This is a genomic window from Psychrobacillus sp. NPDC093200 (genome assembly GCF_050280345.1).
GTDB classification, from domain to species: Bacteria; Bacillota; Bacilli; order Bacillales_A; family Planococcaceae; genus Psychrobacillus; species Psychrobacillus faecigallinarum.
Genome location: NZ_JBNNVC010000001.1, coordinates 521,248 through 540,700, shown reverse-complemented (window position 1 = coordinate 540,700; position 19,453 = coordinate 521,248). Strand labels below are relative to the sequence as shown.

Below are 19,453 nucleotides of genomic sequence, written 5' to 3'. Positions count from 1 at the left end.
CGAGCGCTTCTCACTGTTTTACGAGACATTTCTCCATATTTAGGGGCGCAACCACCACTTAGGAGACGATTTCCAGCGTTTAGGAGACACTTCTCATCCATTTATGAGCGATTCCCACCGTTTTAGGAGACATTTCTCCATATTTAGGGGCGCCATCTTACTTTAGGAGACTCTTTCTAGCATTTAGGAGACACTTCCCATCGTTTACTAGCGCTTTCCACCGTTTTACGAGACATTTCTACATATTTAGGAGCGCAACCACCACTTAGGAGACAATTTCTAGCATTTAGGAGACACTTCTCATCATTTACGAGCGCTTCTCACTGTTTTACGAGACATTTCTCCATATTTAGGGGCGCAACCACCACTTAGGAGACGATTTCTAGCATTTAGGAGACGCTTCGCATCCGTTTATCTTCCCCTATATTTAACTGCCACTTAGAGAAACTTTGCGATTGTATCCCCCACAAAAAAAGGCTACCAAACAATTGGTAGCCGGTATCTTATTCTATTTAATAACGCCTAGTTCTTTTCCAACTTTTTCGTAAGTAGCTATGGCATCATCTAGCATTTCTTTTGTATGGGCAGCTGTTGGCATGTTGCGAACGCGTCCAGTTCCTTTAGGTACCGTAGGGAAGACAATAGATTTTGCATATACTCCCTCTTCAAATAGGCGTTTAGAGAATTGCTGAGTTAGTTTTTCGTCTCCAATGATACATGGAGTGATTGGTGTTTCAGATGCACCAATATCAAATCCAAGCTTAGATAAGCCCGCCTTCAAGTAGTCACCATTTTCCCAAAGCTTGTCATGAAGCTCTGTGGAATCGATGATCATTTGGACTGCAGCTGTTATTGCTGCTACATCGCCAGGTGGTAAAGCAGTAGAGAATAGGAATGGACGTGAACGAACCTTTAACCAGTCGATTAAGTCCTTCTTCCCTGCAACGTATCCACCGACTACCCCGATTGCTTTAGAAAGTGTTCCAATTTGGAAATCGATTTCTTTTTCTAAACCAAAGTGCTTCACTGTTCCTTTACCTTTACCAGTAACACCAGAACCATGTGCATCATCCACATACGTGATTAGGTCAAATTCTTTTGCAATTTCAACGATTTCTGGAAGCTTTGCAATGTCACCATCCATCGAGAATACGCCATCTGTAATTACCATTACTTTGTTGTACTGGCCAGATTTCGTTGCTTCTTTCGCTTTATTGCGAAGATCATCCATATCAGAGTGGTTAAATGGAATGATTTTAGCTTTAGAAAGTCGGCAACCATCGATGATGGATGCATGGTTTAATTGGTCAGAAAGAATCGCATCATTTTTGTCCATTACCGCAGAAATTGCAGCCATATTACAGTTAAAGCCCGATTGATAAGATATTGCTGCTTCTGTTCCTTTGAACTCAGCAAGCTTTTCCTCTAGCTTTACGTGTAGGTCTAGCGTTCCGTTAATCGTACGTACTGCTCCCGCTCCTACACCATATTTATCTATCGTTTCTTTTGCAATACGCTTTAATTCGTCATTTGTAGCTAGTCCCAAATAATTGTTGGAGGATAGGTTGATTAGCTCATTTCCGCCAACTGTTATAATTGGGCCATTAGCTCCTTCAACAGGATCGATTTCGTTATATAGACCTTGACTCTTTAATTGCTCTAGGTTTTCTGTTAAAAAGTTATTTAATACATTAGACAAGTTCATCTTCCTTTCAAACAAATAGTCCATTTTATTTTACCATTGTTATAGAAGAAAGACTAAGATATGTCTCTTTTGATAAATAAATGTCTATGCCTTCTTCACCTGGCAAACGCTAGTCAAAAACCATAAAAAAAAAGCGAGTAGGAAACCTACTCACTCAATTGTTTCTAGCATTTTATCGTGAAGTTCTCTCCATTTATCCTCATCTATGGCAGAGTCATAGAGTGATTTAATAAGCTTTGCCTCTGCAAAATAAGTACTGATGTAATCTTGAGCCAATTCCATCTCGCTTGAGTATGCCTCTCTGACTTTCGTCAATTCCTCTTCAGCCCATTGGTTTTGGTCGATATATGGGAAGAAATCTACAATTTCATCCCCTTCTCTTTCAGGGTCATAAATATGTGGACTAGTCGCATCCACAATACTCAATTGAAGCTCCGGTATCACTACCCCATCAATACTATTGGCATCTAACCCACACCAAATGTAGCGAACGTCTAGACCATGAGACTTTGCTTCTTCTCCAAATTTTTTCATAAAGGAGGATTTCCCGCTGCCAGGCAGCCCTTTTATATACAAACGCGTCTTTAAACTTTTGGAAATTGAACTAAACGTATCCTTTGCCCCTAACGGCGTTAAAGAACCCATTAAACGGTGAGTTAGCTTCGGATTTTTTTGTAGTTTCACATTCCCTATATATTTTTTTTGAAGATCATCTAATAATGAATCAATACCCTTCCAGTCCATTCCAGGTTGAATTAATTGCTCCCAGTCATCATGTATTAGCTTAGCTCTCGATAGGGTCTGCAAACCCTTTGCAAGCCAAGCCTCTCCCTCTAGATGCTTGTCGCGGACAACTAGTCCCACATCCCGTAACCTGTCGAGTTTATAGGCATCATAATAAGTTACCCACTCATGCCCTGCCCCATAGAAGAAAGGATCAATCGTATTCGTTTGAAGATAAAGTGTTTTTGTGTCAACAATATAAACAGCCTCTACAGCGTCCTCGTCGAGCGGATCTAAAAACCATTCCATATCATTCCCTCTTCGTATAGCTGCATATCCAATTTCTTTTAAGGTTTCGGAGAGTCTAGAGCTTGCTGGGCCTTTAAAAAAATATACCTTTTTCGCTTCTTGAATGAGTTCTTTATAGAAGTTTTTAACACCTTGTCCCGTATAAGATTTCCCCATAAAGTGTGTAATTGTTCCGTTCAAATAGTCATCCTTTCTATCGTTCATTCAATAGATAATGTATGCTGCATCAACCAAAAATATGAAAAGCACTGAGAATCATATATGTTTCTCAGCGCTCTTCTTCACGAATGGTAGTGTATAACCACTTATTTTATTCAAATATTTTTGCGAAGCAGGTAATGTATAGTGTACTAATTGTCCAAGCCCTATTGCGATAAGTATAGTACCAATGCCTACTGGGCCTCCTAGTATCCAACCGACAATAGCGACTATCACTTCAATGCCTGTCCGCACTTTCTTTAAGCTCCAACCTGTTTTTTCTATTATGAGAAGCATTAAAGAATCACGTGGTCCCGCTCCTAGATTCGGTGAAACGTAAATCCCGATCCCTATGCTCATCACCATAACTCCTAATATAAAAATGATCGACTGTCCCAACAAGTCTGTTGGATTGGGCAGTAACCAATTAAACATATCGATAAATGATCCTACAAACAAAATATTAAGCCATGTCCCTAATGCAGGAATTTTTTTTGTACTGATGATCGTAATCAACACAATAATGATACCCGTTAAAATAGCCCATGTGCCGATTGATAATCCTAAATGATTGAAAAGACCAACGTGCAAAACATCCCAAGGCCCAATACCAAATAAATATCCTTTTATAGTCATCGAAATCCCTAAGGACATAATCGTTATACCCACTATAAAAAAGATCCAACGCCAAACAAGTTCCTTCATGTTTCTATCCTACTTTCCTTTAACGAAAAAACCATTCTCAACTAAAAAGTTGGAATGGAATCATTTAATACTATATCTATTATAGTCGCTTAAGAAAAGATTGCTAGTCATTTTTGGAATTGCTAATTACTGCCGTTTTCCCTTTAGTCATACGGAGTAGGTCAGTTAGCGAAAGCTTCACTTGAAGCCCTATCCTTCCTCCGCTAACGATAATATAGTCGTTGTTTTCGGCGCTACTATCTACAATTGTCGGAAACAGCTTTTTCATCCCTATTGGTGAGCAGCCTCCCCGGATATAACCAGTCGTTGGCAAAAGGTCCTTTAGATGCAACAGCTCCACCTTTTTCTCTCCAACTTCCTTTGCCACACTTTTGAGATTTAGCTCTTGATCCACAGGGATAATGCAGACATAGTATTTATTTGAACCAGCGGTAACTAGTAATGTTTTATACACGACAAAAACGGGGTAGCCTATTTTGTTTGCTACAGTTACCCCATCGACTTGATCACCAGTCAGCTCGTATTCGATTAAATCAAAAGCTATTTTCTGCTGTTCTAACATACGAACAGCATTGGTCTTCTGTTTTTTAGTCATGTTTATTACTCCTATGCTATTTGGAAGAAGCTCGGTTGCTGATCCGAAAAGCCATACTTTCTTAAATGAACTTGATACGAATATTTAGCAATAGCCTGTTCTTTTAAACGTTTAGTTTGAAGGCTCTGTAAGTCTTCCTCCAACACTTTTGGTGTTTGAAAGTCCACCTGCATAGAACGATTAAAAACTTCAGCCTCCATTTCTTTTTGCCTCTGAGTTTCTAACTCAATTTGTCTATTCGCCATTTCATTTAACGTTAGTTGGGCTTCCTCTTGTCTAATTTTCGAAGTTGCATTTGCAGCCACTAGTAAATGCTGAGGTGTCGCAGGCATTTCTGCTAAAGCCTGACTACGAACTTTTTCTAATAGCTCAATTGTTTTTTCAGGTGTCGGTCCTCCTATGCTTTGTATTGGAGTGCCAGGTCCCTTAATATCCAATATAGTTTGTTTTTCCATTTCTTGAAATTCACGAATTGCAGCAGAAAGTTCTGGGGTGTCTTTCTCTTTTTCTTTATTCCCAAGCAAAAGTTCTTCCAATTCATTTAAAGAGGGAGTTTTCGGTTGGAAATACTCATGATGTTTTCTATATGCCTGTCCTACGTCCTTTCTTTGGACTGCTCGCATACTAGATACTAAGTTAGACATCCCATTTCCTGTAGCTTTCACTAAACTCATCATGTTCACCATCCCTTCCATACAAATTTCCTTCTTTACAGTCTACCTAATTTGTCAAAATAATGAAATAAACTTTAGGCATAATTTAATATGAGGCATAATAATCAATTCAATATTTATGTATTTTTCCTCCAATTAGTTAAAATTACCTAATTTCAATTCTAAAAAGGAGACTGTCAGAAAATAGTCTAACAGTCCCCATTTTTTGCATTTTTTATGCGACCATTTGGCGACAAGCATCGGCGCATTTACGACAAGCCTCTGCACATTTTTGACAGTGCTCATGATCGTGCTTCCCACACTCTTCTCCGCATGCATCACAAATTTGTGCACAGAGCTTACAAATTTCCTGAACAAATGGGCTATTTCTTGTTATAGCTTGAGCCGCATATGAACAAACATCTGCACACTCACGGTCTAACCTGATACAACCCGCCATCATTTTAATATGTTCTTCCTTTAGGCAGGCGTCAAAGCAATTATTACAAGCCTCTAAGCATTCTATGCAAGCCTTTAAACAATCTTCATACTTCGTATTCATTATTTCTCCTCCTCTTGTTTAAGTATCCGCTATTATTTTTCCCTTAAAGGGGAGATTTAAACAAGAAAAGCGTAGACTATATATTGATCAAAATCACTGCTATTTAACTTCGGACAATTCGTCCTCGGTCACCCATTTATGATTTTTAACCTCTGTTCCATCAGTGGTTGAAACATAATCTATCATGTAAACAGTTGTATCCTCAGAAGATTCAATGATAGCTTCGGCTCCTTCCATACCTTCCATGTGTTTAGCATTCAGCTTAACGTTAGAGCCAACTATCCCTTTTCCATCAGTTGCCTCTAACTCTTCATGGATAACCCATTTATGGTTCTCTACCTTTTTGCCATCTGTCGTAGAAGTATACGAAACAGCATAAACCGTTGTATCAAAAGCACCTACAATTGTAGCCTCTGCACCTTTCATACCACCCATGTGATCAGCTTCTATCACTGCCTTACTTCCTACTTCAAACTTAGGGTTCTGTGCTTCTTCTAAGCCCTCGGGAATCTCTCCACCGTCATCTATATGATTCATATGAGCATGCTCCTGCTCCATATTATTGTCCTTTGCAGTTTCTTCACCTTCATCACCACAGCCTGCCAATAAAAATAAAGTGCATAATCCCGTTACAGCTATTTTTTTCATATATAACTCTCCTTTTAATGTTAATCTCCAATAAATATTTGAAAGCCTTTTTGGCCTTGAACCTTAATTAAATTAAAGAAAACGACCGCTACTTCAGCAGCCGTTCTCCTTACCACTCTATTTATCCAATTTCACACGTTGTAAACGTAAAGCATTCAAAACCACCGAAACTGAACTGAATGCCATAGCTGCACCGGCTACCCATGGTGCGAGTAAACCAACTGCTGCAATTGGAATACCTAATGTATTATAGGCAAATGCCCAGAATAGATTTTGCTTTATATTTCTCATTGTTTTGCGACTCATTATAATCGCATCTGCAATGCTGTTTAAGTCCCCACGAATTAATGTAATATCAGCTGCCTCCATCGCAACATCTGTTCCTGTGCCGATAGCCATTCCAATATCAGCAATTGCTAAAGCTGGTGCATCATTGATACCGTCACCGACCATTGCTACTTTATTGCCGGAGGATTGTAGCTTTTTAATTTCCGCTGCCTTACCTTCTGGAAGCACCTCAGCAATTACCTGGTCAATTCCTGCCTGTTTTCCAATGGCAGTGGCTGTTAACTGGTTATCACCAGTAATCATCATGACATCAATATTCATTTCCTTCAATCGTTTAATAGCCTGTAAAGAGGATTCCTTAATCGTATCAGCGACTGCAATCATACCAACAAATTTTCCATTTATACTTGCAAGCATAGCAGTTTTCCCTTGTCCCTCGAGCTCTTCCATTCGTTTAAGAATAGCTGCTATATTAATATTATTTTGATTCATTAATTTTTTAGTACCAACTAACACTTCTTGCTCATTTACCACTGCTTTTACACCGTATCCTGGTATGGCCTCAAAGGAAGTTACCTCTAGTAGTGTTATCCCACGCTCCTTGATCCCATCTACAATTGCTTCTGCAAGTGGGTGTTCCGACTGCCTTTCAGCTGCCCCGATATAAGCGAGAAAGTCGGATTCCTTCATTCCCTCTTCCATAAGCACATCTGTTAGCTTCGGCTTTCCGTAAGTGACTGTTCCAGTTTTATCAACCACCACCGTATCAATATGGTGTGTCGTTTCTAAATGTTCTCCACCCTTAAACAGGATTCCGAACTCTGCAGCACGACCGGAGCCCGCCATGATAGATGTTGGTGTTGCAAGACCTAAAGCACATGGACAAGCAATGACAAGTACAGCTATCAACGCCTCAAGCGCTGGGGTGACTTCACCAGGTTCAACGACTAAGAACCAGACTAAGAATGTAACTATTGCTATTCCTACAACGATTGGTACGAATATCCCAGAAATCTTATCTGCCAAACGTTGAATAGGCGCTTTTGAGCCTTGGGCATCTTCTACTACCTTAATAATTTGAGCAAGTGCAGTGTCTCTTCCAATTTTCGTTGCTTTCATTTTAATGGAACCATTTTTATTGATGGTGGATCCGTACAACGAATCTCCAGTTACTTTATCAACTGGTATACTCTCTCCAGTTAACATAGATTCATCGACTGCACTATTTCCAGCAATCACTTCTCCATCAACAGGAATTTTTTCTCCGGGCTTCACTAGAATAGTATCTCCTACTAATACTTCCTCAATGGGAATTACCAATTCAGCACCATCTCTAATAACCAATGCCGTTTTCACCTGTAGCCCTATTAGTTTTTTTATAGCCTCCGATGAGCGCCCCTTTGCCTTTGCTTCGAACAGCTTACCCAACAAAATCAGTGTGATAAGGACCGCGCTTGTTTCAAAGTAAAGGTTAGCTGTATGATGTTCACCGGCAGTAATGATTGCTTGATAAACGCTATAAAAATAAGCTGCTGAGGTTCCTAACACAACGAGTACATCCATGTTGGCACTGCCATTTCTCAACGCTTTGTATGCACTAACATAAAACTGTCTTCCGATGATGAATTGGACAGGTGTTGCCAATACCATTTGCACCCACGGATTCATCAAAAATTCTGGCATGTAAATAAAAGAAGTAAAAGAAAAATGTCCAACCATCGTCCAGAGAAGTGGCAAAGATAAAATAGCTGAAACAATAAATTTCACCTTTTGCTTTTGGATTGCTTCCTCTCGATAATCGACCGTCTCTTTATCCTCCGATTTAATTATTGCACCATAACCAAGCTTTTCTACCTTTTGAATAATATCGTTTATAGTTATGTCGGAGGGATTAAACTCAACGGTTGCACGTTCGAGGGCCAGATTCACATTGGCAGAACTTACTCCCTCTAATTTGTTTAGACCTTTTTCAATGCGGGTAGAGCAAGCAGCACAAGTCATACCGGTAATAGCAAACTCTTTCTTCTCTTTCACCACTCCGTAACCAAGTGCCTCAATTTTCTTCTCAAAGTCTTCTTCTGTTACTTTCTCAGGGTCATATTTGATAACTGATTTTTCGAGCGCTAAATTTACATTAGCTTCTTCCACACCGTCCATTTTGTTAATAACTTTTTCTATTCGCGCAGAACATGCCGCACAGGTCATCCCAGTTATTTTATAGCTAGTCTGCTTTATATTATTTTCCATAACCCTCACCTTTCTCATATACGTATAGGGGGTATATATTACCTAAATAAAGAGAGTGCCTGTATGAGCACTCCATCTATTATTGGACATCGTAGCCTTGTTCATCGATTGTATCTTTTATTTTGGCTAAAGTAACTTTGTCTTCTTCAAAGGATACATCTACTTTTCCGGATTCAAGATATACTTTTACTTGTTCAACGCCATCTAGATTACCTACACTTGTTTCTACCGACTTAACGCAATGTCCACATGACATGCCTTTAACTTCTAAAGTAACTTGATTTAACATTTGAATTCCTCCTATTTTCTCATTAGTTTTTGAATCGTAACGAGCAGTTCATCTAACACTTCTTCATCGCCTTCAGCTAACCTATTAGCCACGCACCCCTTTAAATGTCCTTGCAAAAGAACCTTAGCAACACTATTTAAAGCCGACTGGGTTGCAGATAGTTGGGTAATTATATCGTCACAGTAAATATCCTTTTCAACCATCCCTTTAATGCCACGAATTTGTCCTTCAATACGATTCAGTCTATTGGTTAAATCTTTTTTTACATGCTCAGGATGGTGACTTCTCCTACAAGACAAGTCTGATGGTAATTCTGTATTTTCCTCTATTACATTGTCCAAGTAACCAACCTCCTATTCCTAATACCAGTATATGATACCCTAAAGGGGTATGCAACTTATTTGATTTTTAAATTTTTGAAGCTATTTTAACTACGAACTTTTAATAGTTTTCACCTAATGAATCGATTTTATGATTATCAGTTGGAAGAGACATAGAAAAACGCTATATAAAAAGACGTTCCTAGTTTAACTAAGGAAGCGTCTTAAATTAGATATTAAATTGGTAGTATTTGCTCCATATATTTCTTGATGCTTTCCTCGCTCATTTCACCAGTTATGATCTTTTCTATTTTACCTTCAGAGTTGATGAGTAGGGTCGTAGGCAACGGGTTAATATTGAAGGCGTTGATAACACTTTTATTGTTATCAATTAGAACTGGGAATGTTAATCCCTTTCTATCAATGTATCTTTGAACCTTTAAATCCGACTCGCCTACATTTACCGCGAGGATTTCAAGCCCTTGATCTTTATAGTTTTGATATTGTTCATCTATGATAGGAAATTCTCTTTCACAAGGCTTACACCATGTCCCCCAAAAGTTTAGAAAGACTCCCTGTCCTTTGTAATCGGATAATTGATGCTTCTCACCGTTCATATCTACTAATGCAAAATCAGGTGCGGCGTCCCCCTCCTTCAAGATTGCATTTTTCTCCTTTGTTACATTCGAGTAAATCGTAAATACAATGGCAACAACCATTAAAGCCAAAATGAGAGCTCGAATATAAAATCTCTTTTTCTTGTTCATCTAAACTTCCTCCTCTCTTTTTATAATAAATTGTTATTTTTTCTTCCAAAGAACAAGCATGAAAACGGTAATCATAACGAATGCTAACAATGCTAGAAATGGAATAGTTACAAAACCGAACCAATTGATATATTGTCCTGAACAGGGCACTCCGCTTGTACATGCGCTAAATTCCTGCAAGGAAGGAATTTTCTGCAGGGCATAATGGTAGCTGGAAACACATATGCCAATTATAGATAATGGTAGCGCATATACATAAATCTTTTTGTCGTTTCTATAGAAAGCTACACCCAATAGAAACACCAGCGGGTACATTAAAATCCTCTGATACCAGCAAAGTGTACATGGAATAAATCCCATCCGTTCACTAAAAAATAAACTACCTATCGTTGCGATAAGCGCTACAAGCCAAGCAGCTAAAATAGATTTATTTAGCATTTGCAGCCTCTTCCACCATTTTAGCAAAGTCCGTCATCGTTTTCCCTGTAAACTCCTTACCGCCAATATAAATGGATGGAGTGGCAACTATACCAAGATTTTTTGCTGTACTCATATCTAGATTCCACGCTTCCTTTCCTCCCTCTTCACTAAATGCCTGTTTAACCTTTTCCACTTCTTCTTCGCTCGCTATCTCAGCTAGTACCGCCACTAAAAATTCATCTGACATTAGGTTTTCTTGACCGCTTGCATTTGTTTGATTTGCAAATAACAAATGATGGAAGGACCAAAATTTTTCATTTCCGAGTTCCTTATATACCGTTTCTCCAAACTGTGCGGCTGTATTAGAATCAGCAGCAATGAAAGAATAGTTCATGTAGTAAAACTTCGCCTTCCCCGTTTCTACGAATTCTTCATTAATTAGTGGGAAGAGACTGTCATTAAAGTCTTTACAATGTGAGCATTTATAATCACCAAATTCTACAATTTCCACCGGAGCAGATGCTTCACCTATATAAGGCTGTCCATCATATTCAAAAACAACAGATTCTGCCTTCGTATCTGTTAATACAATGATTCCAACAATACATATTGCAATAACACCTATAAACCAAAAAATCTTCTTAGACAAATTCAACATCTCCTAAAACTACATAACGTAGTGTAATTGGGTAAAAAATTTACGCTAATGCGTAAATAAAAAAGCTACATATTAACGTAAAAATAGCAATGGATAAAACAGTGTCTCTCCATGGGATTTGCAACTTTACTTCTGTTAAAGGGTTTAATAAATATTCTATACGGTAATTGACAGAGGTATCTGCAAATGATGCATATGTAAAAGGCATTCGATTTATCTTTCCTACCTTTAACATCTTTAAAAGTGCACTACTTAAGCTTGCAGATGTTGCTTGTCTCTCTATAGCATATTCATCTGCCAACACTTCTTGGACAATTCTATATTTTTGATGGAACCACTTTAATATCGGAATATACCTTATAGTAGTAGAAAATAACGATAACATGAACATTTTTAAAGGATCACGGTTATTCTTATGGTACATCTCATGTGCTAAAACTGCATTTAGCTCTTCCTCGGTAAGTATATTTACAAGACCAGTTGATATAACAATCTTAGGTGTAAAGAATCCCATTGTAATGGCTAGAGGAGTTGGATAAGAGATTACGATAAACTCTTCCTTTTCGTTGCTAAACGATTCATTTAAATTCTTTGTTAGGTTCTTCTCTTTATATTGTTGAAACTTTAATTTCATCCTTTTCGCTTGAACAAATTGTATACATACCTTCCAGAACAGATAAACCAATGTAAAGATGACTAAACCGTCAAGTGCATATTCTAGTGAGGATAAACCAATCATTTTTAATGTGCTATGACATACTTCTACAAGGTTAAACTTCACATCCCATCCCGCAAGCATAGAAATAACATAAATGGCCATCTGGAAAAAAATGATTCCAGAAATAAGTAAAGACGCTATAAACATATGGGTCGATTGACGTTTGTTCATAAGCTACATTTCCTTTTTCCACTCTTTTATTTTTTGTTCAAGCTTAGCAACTAGATCATCATCAACATCTTCTATGGCATCTAGCATATGACTAACAACCACATTGCCAAACTCGTCCATAAGCTCGTTCGTCATTTCCTTAGATTGAGTATTGATAAACTCTTCTCTCGAAAGAACTGGCATATACATAGAAGATCTACCCTCTGCTCTTTTTTGTAGTATTCCTTTATCCACTAATCTGTTCATGACGGTCATAACCGTGTTAAAATTTGTTGCTTTTTCACAGTCTAATACCTTTTGTACATCCTTAATGGTCATCTCCGTACCAGTCCAAAGAATATCCATTATTTTAGATTCAAGTGGTCCGAAAAAGCGATTCAGTCCACTTTCATTCATTTTAAACTTTCCAATTTTCACGTAAGCTCACCTCACATTACTCATTGTAGTGTATCTGCTTAACAAAAGAAAGTATTTATTTTAGGGAAGTGTTGATTTAACAACGTTTATACACAATTAACCAAATTTAACTTTTGCAATTCCCCCAGATAATCTCATTAAAATGGGGGAGGTTGGGGGAGCTTTTGGGGGAATAAATAAGAAAACAGACAGGCGTTAAATGAATAATATACCGGACCACTCATAAAGCGTGGTCTTTTTTAGTTATATACTACACAAAAAATGAGCTGGAAATCTTGGAGAAAAAATTTTTGATTTGTTATATTAATTAGATGTTTAATATATCTTAATTTTCCTTTAAACCATCTTTTTTACAAATTGTTGTGGTAACAAGTACCTGAATTTTTAAGGTTTTTTAAACCATAATATTAAAGCAATGAACAAAATTTTAAAAAGAAGGTGATGTAGATGAAGCCAAACATGAATAAAATTTTACCGGTTGTTGCTTCAGTTGGAGTAGGTATAGCTGCTTATCAAATGTTTAGTGGAAATGGCGGAAAAATGAAAAATATGATGCCACTTGTCTCTAATATGACGGGAATGGGAACTGGGATGCAGGGACAGAATCAACAACAGTAAAGAAATGAATTATTCTTAGAAAAGGGACTCTCTAATAAGGTATTTCCTTATAATCCACAAAAGAAGATACGGTTGGAACTTTTCAAGGTGTGACGCTATTGTGTAGCAATAATAGCTTCAAATATTAGCAAGCGTTTTTAATTTTCAAACCAAAAAAGATTAACTCAAAAATGTCCCCTATAATTTAGACACTTTAAAAAGGTCATCTTATAGGGTACATTTCATCCATAAATCCCTGCTTCACCACAGAATTTGGAAGAAAACAACATTCTTCCACGATAGTTGAAGATTAGTTTTGTGTTAGAACTCTATCTCCCTTGCTATTTGGCTGAGAAGTAACTATAAATTCTAAATCAAGATTAGTTTTATTAAACATTTGATGTGGAGTAGAAGGGGGGACTTCATATCCTTCTTGCGGATTTAATTCTATTATTTCACCATCAACTTCCAGCGTAGCTGTACCTGATAACACAAAGAAAAATTGACGGGAAAGATTATGATAATGTCTTACTTCATATGTATTAGGAAGCATTCGTTCATGGATAATACTTAAATCGTTATTTTTGATAAGATGCCAACCGTCACAATTATCACCCCATACATAATGTTCTGCAGTTGTTTTACTAATTTTCATTCATAACACTACCCTCTCTTATAACTTTTTCTTTATTTTATTACTATACTTTTGGTGAAACAATATCTATATCTTATTCAATTACCCTGCATCGTTAGTAAAAAATGCTCTACTCCTTCTTGAAGTATCCACCTGGTAGTTTAATTTCTACACCAAAACACCTAATTGAAGGCGATGTTTTGTTAAAGCACCCTTTAATTAAAAAAATGGGACATATTCTCCTCGGTACAAATGTTTACAACCATTCATATATCAAACTCCATCTAGTACCACTAATAATTAGACAAAAGTCATAGCTAATGTAAAAATTAAAATTGAAATTAGCTAAATTTACTTTTGAATTATATAATTAAGCTTTATTTACAGGAGGTGTACAAGCTGTTTCTTCACACATTATATCAAAAGACAACACGGAAACAGCGAATATTCGCGATTATTCTCATATGTTGTGTTATCAGCTCTATTGTATTTGTGCATCATAATTATTCTCTCTATAAAAATTCGATAGCAAAAGTCGTTGAAACGACTATAGACAACTCAGTAGAAATAGAAGATATTCATCAAAATAAAGACGTATTATATACACAGCAACTAATCGCCGAAGTAAAGAATGGTCACGAGAAAGGGTTACTAGTTCATTTAACGAATGAGTTTTCAGAATCTCAAGCATCTGACCAGAAATTTGAAGCTGGCAGTGAAATTTTCGTATCTATTAATGAGCAAGGTGAAGAAGGCCAAGAATACACCGGCACGATTACTGGTGTGAAACGTGATAAATATTTAGTAATCATTGCATGGATCTTTATTTTTGTACTTTTGCTCATTGGGAAAAAACAAGGGTTGTTATCCGTTATTAGTTTAGCGTTTAATGCGATGCTACTTTGGTTCGCACTAGACATTTATATCGATTATGCTAACCAAAGTCTATTATGGATTTGTGGAGTTAGCATTATATTATTCACAATCGTTTCTTTATTACTTGTAAATGGAATTAACGAAAAGACATTCGCTGCGGTCATAGCCACACTGATTGGTACTTTCTCGTCCCTTCTCATTACGTATATTGTTTTAGTAGTTACAGGTGAAAACGGCCTACGTTATGAAGAATTACAATTTGTAACGCGTCCATATAAAACTGTATTTTTAGCTGGCATTTTTATTGGTTCTTTAGGTGCTGTAATGGACATCTCGATTACAATGTCTTCTTCGATTTTTGGATTGTATGAAAAAGACCCTACTATTTCTGTGAAAGCTCTTACAAAATCCGGAATGGAAATCGGCAAGGATATTATGGGCACTATGACGAATATTTTATTTTTTGCTTATGTTAGTGGTTCGATACCTACACTGTTACTTTATTTTAAAAATTCGTCTACTCTCGGCTACACTCTTTCTATGAATCTTTCGCTTGAGTTAGTTCGTGCGTTAACAGGCGGTATCGGTATTGTTATAACGATTCCAATCGGGCTTTATACCGCTATATTCTTTGTCAATAGAAGGAAGGCCAAGTTATGAATGTAATAGTTTTACTTGCTGGACTGTTATTCCTATTGATGACAGTCATTGGAGGAAAAAAAGGTATTCGTTCTTTTGTTGCATTATTTTTTAATTTTGGAGTCATTATTGTTACGCTATTTTTTATGAATGTTCCAACTATAAATCCCATCTTTTTAACATTAATTGCTTGTGTGCTCATTAGTTGTATTAACCTTTTTTATATTAATAAAGTGAACCGCACAACGAAAACGGCATTTATAGCTACGATTATTACAACTGTCATTTTAGTCATCTTCATTACTGTTATAACAAATAATGCAATGATACAAGGTTTTGGAGAAGAAGAAACAGAAGAGTTGGGGATGTTTTCATTTTACATTGGACTTGATTTCATAAAGATAGCGGTATCGGTCATCATTATGAGTACAATTGGCGCAATCACAGACGCAGCCATTGCTATTGCGTCGCCAATGCGTGAAATGCACTATCATCACCCAAATATTGAGCGCAAAGAGCTATTTCGCTTTGGAATAAGTATCGGACGCGATATTTTAGGAACTAGTACCAACACGCTTTTTTTTGCCTTCTTCGGGAGTTATTTGGCCTTGCTTATATGGTTTAAAGATTTATCCTACTCAGTTGGGGGAATCGTAAATTCAAAAGTTTTTAGTAGCGAAATAATAACGATTTGTTGTGCAGCAATTGGCGTCACATTAGTCATTCCGATTACCGCTTGGATCACATCATATTTTTTAGTAAGAAAAGAGAAAGATAGTACAAATTAAAGTCCACCAGGGTCTCCCTAGTCGAAAAGTTTTATTAACTGGGAAATTTGTATGACCTTCTAAAGAGAAGTTAGTTGCTCAATTAAAAAAGGTGCAATTATTTTTGATTTTATCAAAGCTAATGGAGATAAAGTTGCAGGAGGAACAAAACTGACTATCTCTGGTGAAGTGAACGTAACTGTTTATGGCAATTATGATGGCAGAGACGAATCAGGTATTCTTTTAGTTAATGTTACAGTAATCGAATAAAAAACCACCCTCCATCACTGGTGGGTGGTTTCATTGTTTAAAGTAACATGTTGTTGCGAGTTAAACAGTTCTACTGATTTTAAATCTACTAAACAAACCTTTTATATTTTAAGTCATTCTCAAGTTATCAAGCCCTGCTGAAAAGCATAACTTGTTAATTGCACGCGATTATCTAAATGAAGTTTACTTAGTATATTTTTTAGGTGGCTTTTAACAGTATGCTCCGAAATAAAAAGAGTTTCTGAGATTTCTTTATTTGATAACCCTTTGGCAACTAATTGTAACACTTCTAATTCTCTCACAGACAAAGGCGTTTGTTGTTTAGTCGTTGTATTTTGAGGAAAGTACTTTAAAATTTGAAAAGCTATTTCCTTTGACAAGGGTACTTCATCTAAAGCAAAGGCTTTTAAATATTCATACCATGCTTGTGATTGAATATTTTTTAACAAATAACCTTGAGCACCTTTTTTTAAAGCATCAAATAAATCAGTAATATCATCCGAAACCGTAGTCATCACTATCTTTACGTAAGGGAACTTAAGTTTTATTCTTTTAGTAGCTTCTAACCCATCCATTACTGGCATTTGAATATCCATGAGAATAATGTCTGGCATTAATTCTTCAGTAAGTTTAATGGCCTCTTCCCCATTTGTCCCTTCTCCTATAATAAGAAAGTCTTCATATTCTTCTAAGATTTCTCGGATTCCTTCTCTTGCATCAGAGTGATCATCAACAATTAGTATTCGAAAAGGTTGCATCTACTTGTTCTCCTTTTTTAATTCAATGACAGTTTCATTATCAATTCTCTTCATAGAAAACTCCCATTCCATATCTCTGGCTCTATCCTTAATGATTCGTATTCCATAGCCCTCGTTAAAATGAACATTATCATTTGTGAAACCTATTCCTTGATCTTTGACTTTACAAATCCATCCATCTTCTGTTTCTTTTGAAAGAATCCAAATCTGATTTGTTTTTGCATGCTTAATAACATTCACTACTGCTTCTTTTATACACGCAAATAGCTCTATTTTTTCCTTCGTTGAAAGCGTTTCTTCGTCAATTCCCCATTCAAACTTTACATCCAACAAATGATTCTTCTTTAATTCTGATACATACTGATAAATTGTATCTGTCCAACTAAAAACGTCTTCATTAGGTAAGTATTGTAAATTTTTGATAGCTTGACGGGTATCTTCATGGACATGCTGTAACGTTTGCTTAATCTTTTGAAAATCCACTTCTTGTTCGAGAGATTTCTTTCTTTCAAACTTGTTCATTTTAACGGATAAAAGAAATAAAGATTGTGCAATTCCATCATGGAGTTCTCTTGCTAACTTTTCTCTCTCAATTAGTATTGATTTTTCTGATTTTTCCCACCTTAACTCTTCTTGATATCTTTCTAAAATTGAAAATAAATGTCGTAAAAAAATGAGGGTAACAACAAATACTAATACTGGTGAAAGAATATTCCCTAATTCCATTGAGATATAAGGAAGAAGGAATGCATGTCGAATATATTCCCATAATGTGATTGTAACAGTGGGAAGAATTAAAATGAGCCATTTAATTTGTTTATACTTCAATTTTCCACCTATCTTCTACTTTAATTGTGTCTATATTTTACCACCAACTAATACTTTTTTTCATTTTTACTTTAAAATCACTCTTTCGAGTTATTATGTAATATTTTCATTCTGCCTATAATCTAAATTGTTATATTGTATAACAAACGAAACTGAGTATCTAAAAATGGGTACAAAATTATGGGGGTTTAGAAGTGAAAAAAGGCAATTATAATCGTTTATGGCAGTGGCATTTTTATGCAGCATTGTTTATCGTTCCACTACTTCTCACATTAACACTTAGTGGCATTGGATATTTATTTTATACGGATGTTGAAAACAAAGTTTACGATGATTTATTCTTTGGAGAAAGCGAAAAAACAGAACAGTTATCGATTGATGAAGGTATTGAGAAGGTCACAGAAAAATACCAAGGATATTCTGTATCTAAAATAATTGTATTAGATGATCCATATAATACACGCTTAACTATGACAAATGAAGATGGAGAGCAAACATATGTATTTTTAGATGATAACTATGAAATAGTGGGTAGCCAAAGTGCTAAACATACGTTTTCAAATATTATGAGAGAAATCCATAGTTCGCTTTTTGTAGGTGGAACTATTGTAAACTATTTAGTAGAATTAGCTGCATGCTGGGCAATATTCTTACTATTTACTGGTCTATACATGACATTTAAGGGCAGAGCATTAAAGAAAGTACAGAATCCTACAAAGCGACAAAAAAATAAAAAATTGCACGCATTATTAGGAACTATTATTACAATTCCTATGATTGTTATTATTTTTACCGGCTTACCTTGGTCAGCATTTATGGGTAATTTTATATACTCTGTAGCTCAAGAGAATCCTTCAATTGGGATTCCCACATTAAAAGAACAACCGCCAACTTCGGATATGAGTGAAATCCCCTGGGCAACTCGTAAAAATGAGACACCAACATCAAACGAGTCTCATTCACACCATGGTCATATGTCTGATATGCCAGTTATGTCAAACAGCAGCAATACGTTAAGTGTAGATAAATTGTTGAGGAAAATCGAGGAATATAATATTTCAAAACCTTATTCAATTATATATCCAGCGACAGAAGAAGGTGTATATACTGTATCAAAAAGTAGTAATAGTGGTGTGACCGGTTTAGACGTTAGCCCTTATGATGAAATGACAACCTATTTCGATCAATATAGTGGAAACTTGATTTCACAAGTGAATTATCAGGATTATGGTATTTTAGCAAAATGGTTTACATGGGGAATTCCTCTTCATGAAGGTCATTTATTTGGATGGCCAAATAAACTAATCAACTTGTTTGTCTGTATTTCCTTTTTGTTTGTAATATTTTGGGGAATTAAAACGTGGCTTTCTCGTAAAAAAAAGGATAAACTCTCTGCTCCACCAAAAGCTTCAAGTGGTGTTTCGATTAGCTTTATAATCTTTATGATAGTTTTGGGAGTGATTATGCCATTATTCGGGATTTCTTTAATCTTGGTAATAATGATTGAAGGAATTATTCACTTCTTAAATAAGAGAAAAAATATAAACCTTGTAAATTAATTTATTATTTAAATTATACATCATTCTTATTTTATAGATTTTATAATAGAGATTTTCTCTCGAAAACAATATAATTATTAATTTCCGGTATTTAATAGAGTACCGGAAATTTTTTATGAGAGGTACAATTAA

The 19,453-nt window shown here is 36.1% G+C and carries 22 protein-coding genes; 4 read left to right on the top strand and 18 right to left on the bottom strand.

All coding sequences use genetic code 11. From position 1 onward, the window contains the following. Nucleotides 1-508: 508 nt before the first annotated feature. The 15 genes from ACQKNZ_RS02745 to ACQKNZ_RS02675 all read right to left on the bottom strand — a co-directional run bounded on the left by ACQKNZ_RS02745 (nt 509) and on the right by ACQKNZ_RS02675 (nt 12,393). A complete protein-coding gene (locus ACQKNZ_RS02745; RefSeq protein WP_427658897.1) occupies nt 509-1,705 on the bottom strand; it encodes a glycine C-acetyltransferase in 1,197 nt (398 codons plus the stop codon). Nucleotides 1,706-1,855: 150 nt separating this feature from the next. Beyond that, complete coding sequence (locus ACQKNZ_RS02740; protein WP_427658013.1) at nt 1,856-2,941, bottom strand: hypothetical protein; 1,086 nt, start codon at nt 2,939-2,941, stop codon at nt 1,856-1,858. A 51-nt stretch (nt 2,942-2,992) separates the two neighbouring features. After that, nucleotides 2,993-3,640, bottom strand: a complete 648-nt coding sequence (locus tag ACQKNZ_RS02735) for a YitT family protein (RefSeq protein ID WP_144539844.1) — start codon at nt 3,638-3,640, stop codon at nt 2,993-2,995. 103 nt (nt 3,641-3,743) lie between these two features. Next, nucleotides 3,744-4,235: a Cys-tRNA(Pro) deacylase gene (gene ybaK / locus ACQKNZ_RS02730; RefSeq protein ID WP_144539846.1), complete on the bottom strand. Its 492-nt coding sequence runs from the start codon at nt 4,233-4,235 to the stop codon at nt 3,744-3,746. Nucleotides 4,236-4,246: 11 nt separating this feature from the next. After that, the gene (locus tag ACQKNZ_RS02725; RefSeq protein WP_427658011.1) at nt 4,247-4,930 is read right to left on the bottom strand and encodes a hypothetical protein; all 684 of its coding nucleotides are present in this window, start codon (nt 4,928-4,930) and stop codon (nt 4,247-4,249) included. 193 nt (nt 4,931-5,123) lie between these two features. Then, nucleotides 5,124-5,450 (bottom strand): four-helix bundle copper-binding protein, encoded by a 327-nt coding sequence (locus tag ACQKNZ_RS02720; RefSeq protein WP_427658009.1) that lies wholly within the window; start codon nt 5,448-5,450, stop codon nt 5,124-5,126. Nucleotides 5,451-5,549: 99 nt separating this feature from the next. Next, the gene (locus tag ACQKNZ_RS02715; protein ID WP_427658007.1) at nt 5,550-6,098 is read right to left on the bottom strand and encodes a DUF1541 domain-containing protein; all 549 of its coding nucleotides are present in this window, start codon (nt 6,096-6,098) and stop codon (nt 5,550-5,552) included. Nucleotides 6,099-6,215: 117 nt separating this feature from the next. Beyond that, nucleotides 6,216-8,633, bottom strand: a complete 2,418-nt coding sequence (locus tag ACQKNZ_RS02710; protein WP_427658005.1) for a heavy metal translocating P-type ATPase — start codon at nt 8,631-8,633, stop codon at nt 6,216-6,218. Nucleotides 8,634-8,712: 79 nt separating this feature from the next. Next, nucleotides 8,713-8,922 (bottom strand): copper chaperone CopZ, encoded by a 210-nt coding sequence (gene copZ / locus ACQKNZ_RS02705; protein ID WP_340862582.1) that lies wholly within the window; start codon nt 8,920-8,922, stop codon nt 8,713-8,715. Between the two features lie 11 nt (nt 8,923-8,933). Beyond that, complete coding sequence (locus ACQKNZ_RS02700) at nt 8,934-9,263, bottom strand: metal-sensitive transcriptional regulator (protein WP_186318219.1); 330 nt, start codon at nt 9,261-9,263, stop codon at nt 8,934-8,936. 215 nt (nt 9,264-9,478) lie between these two features. After that, nucleotides 9,479-10,009, bottom strand: a complete 531-nt coding sequence (gene resA, locus ACQKNZ_RS02695) for a thiol-disulfide oxidoreductase ResA (RefSeq protein ID WP_427658002.1) — start codon at nt 10,007-10,009, stop codon at nt 9,479-9,481. Between the two features lie 33 nt (nt 10,010-10,042). Beyond that, nucleotides 10,043-10,447, bottom strand: coding sequence for a disulfide oxidoreductase (locus ACQKNZ_RS02690; protein ID WP_340862580.1), 405 nt, complete (start codon nt 10,445-10,447; stop codon nt 10,043-10,045). Beyond that, a complete protein-coding gene (locus ACQKNZ_RS02685; protein WP_340844103.1) occupies nt 10,437-11,087 on the bottom strand; it encodes a DsbA family protein in 651 nt (216 codons plus the stop codon). Before ACQKNZ_RS02685 ends, ACQKNZ_RS02690 begins: the two co-directional genes overlap by 11 nt. 40 nt (nt 11,088-11,127) lie before the next feature. Continuing rightward, nucleotides 11,128-11,976, bottom strand: coding sequence for a M56 family metallopeptidase (locus tag ACQKNZ_RS02680; RefSeq protein WP_427657999.1), 849 nt, complete (start codon nt 11,974-11,976; stop codon nt 11,128-11,130). A gap of 3 nt (nt 11,977-11,979) precedes the next feature. Beyond that, complete coding sequence (locus ACQKNZ_RS02675; RefSeq protein WP_151111429.1) at nt 11,980-12,393, bottom strand: BlaI/MecI/CopY family transcriptional regulator; 414 nt, start codon at nt 12,391-12,393, stop codon at nt 11,980-11,982. A 447-nt stretch (nt 12,394-12,840) separates the two neighbouring features. On the opposite strand from ACQKNZ_RS02675, the gene ACQKNZ_RS02670 reads away from it, so the two are divergent. Continuing rightward, entirely contained in the window at nt 12,841-13,011 is a 171-nt protein-coding gene (locus tag ACQKNZ_RS02670; protein WP_427657997.1) for a hypothetical protein, read from the top strand. 289 nt (nt 13,012-13,300) lie between these two features. Here ACQKNZ_RS02670 and ACQKNZ_RS02665 read toward each other — a convergent pair whose 3' ends face one another. After that, entirely contained in the window at nt 13,301-13,645 is a 345-nt protein-coding gene (locus tag ACQKNZ_RS02665) for a cupin domain-containing protein (RefSeq protein WP_427657995.1), read from the bottom strand. Nucleotides 13,646-14,023: 378 nt separating this feature from the next. On the opposite strand from ACQKNZ_RS02665, the gene ACQKNZ_RS02660 reads away from it, so the two are divergent. Together ACQKNZ_RS02660 and ACQKNZ_RS02655 are read left to right on the top strand one after the other, a co-directional pair. Further along, nucleotides 14,024-15,160, top strand: coding sequence for a YibE/F family protein (locus ACQKNZ_RS02660; RefSeq protein WP_427658895.1), 1,137 nt, complete (start codon nt 14,024-14,026; stop codon nt 15,158-15,160). Beyond that, on the top strand, nt 15,157-15,927 hold the full coding sequence (locus ACQKNZ_RS02655; RefSeq protein ID WP_427657993.1) for a YibE/F family protein: 771 nt from the start codon (nt 15,157-15,159) through the stop codon (nt 15,925-15,927). Before ACQKNZ_RS02660 ends, ACQKNZ_RS02655 begins: the two co-directional genes overlap by 4 nt. A 368-nt stretch (nt 15,928-16,295) precedes the next feature. Here ACQKNZ_RS02655 and ACQKNZ_RS02650 read toward each other — a convergent pair whose 3' ends face one another. Both ACQKNZ_RS02650 and ACQKNZ_RS02645 read right to left on the bottom strand, forming a co-directional pair. Next, on the bottom strand, nt 16,296-16,934 hold the full coding sequence (locus tag ACQKNZ_RS02650; RefSeq protein ID WP_427657991.1) for a response regulator: 639 nt from the start codon (nt 16,932-16,934) through the stop codon (nt 16,296-16,298). Then, a complete protein-coding gene (locus ACQKNZ_RS02645; protein WP_427657989.1) occupies nt 16,935-17,762 on the bottom strand; it encodes a sensor histidine kinase in 828 nt (275 codons plus the stop codon). 194 nt (nt 17,763-17,956) lie between these two features. On the opposite strand from ACQKNZ_RS02645, the gene ACQKNZ_RS02640 reads away from it, so the two are divergent. Then, a complete protein-coding gene (locus ACQKNZ_RS02640; protein ID WP_427657987.1) occupies nt 17,957-19,321 on the top strand; it encodes a PepSY-associated TM helix domain-containing protein in 1,365 nt (454 codons plus the stop codon). The last annotated feature ends 132 nt before the right edge of the window (nt 19,322-19,453 follow it).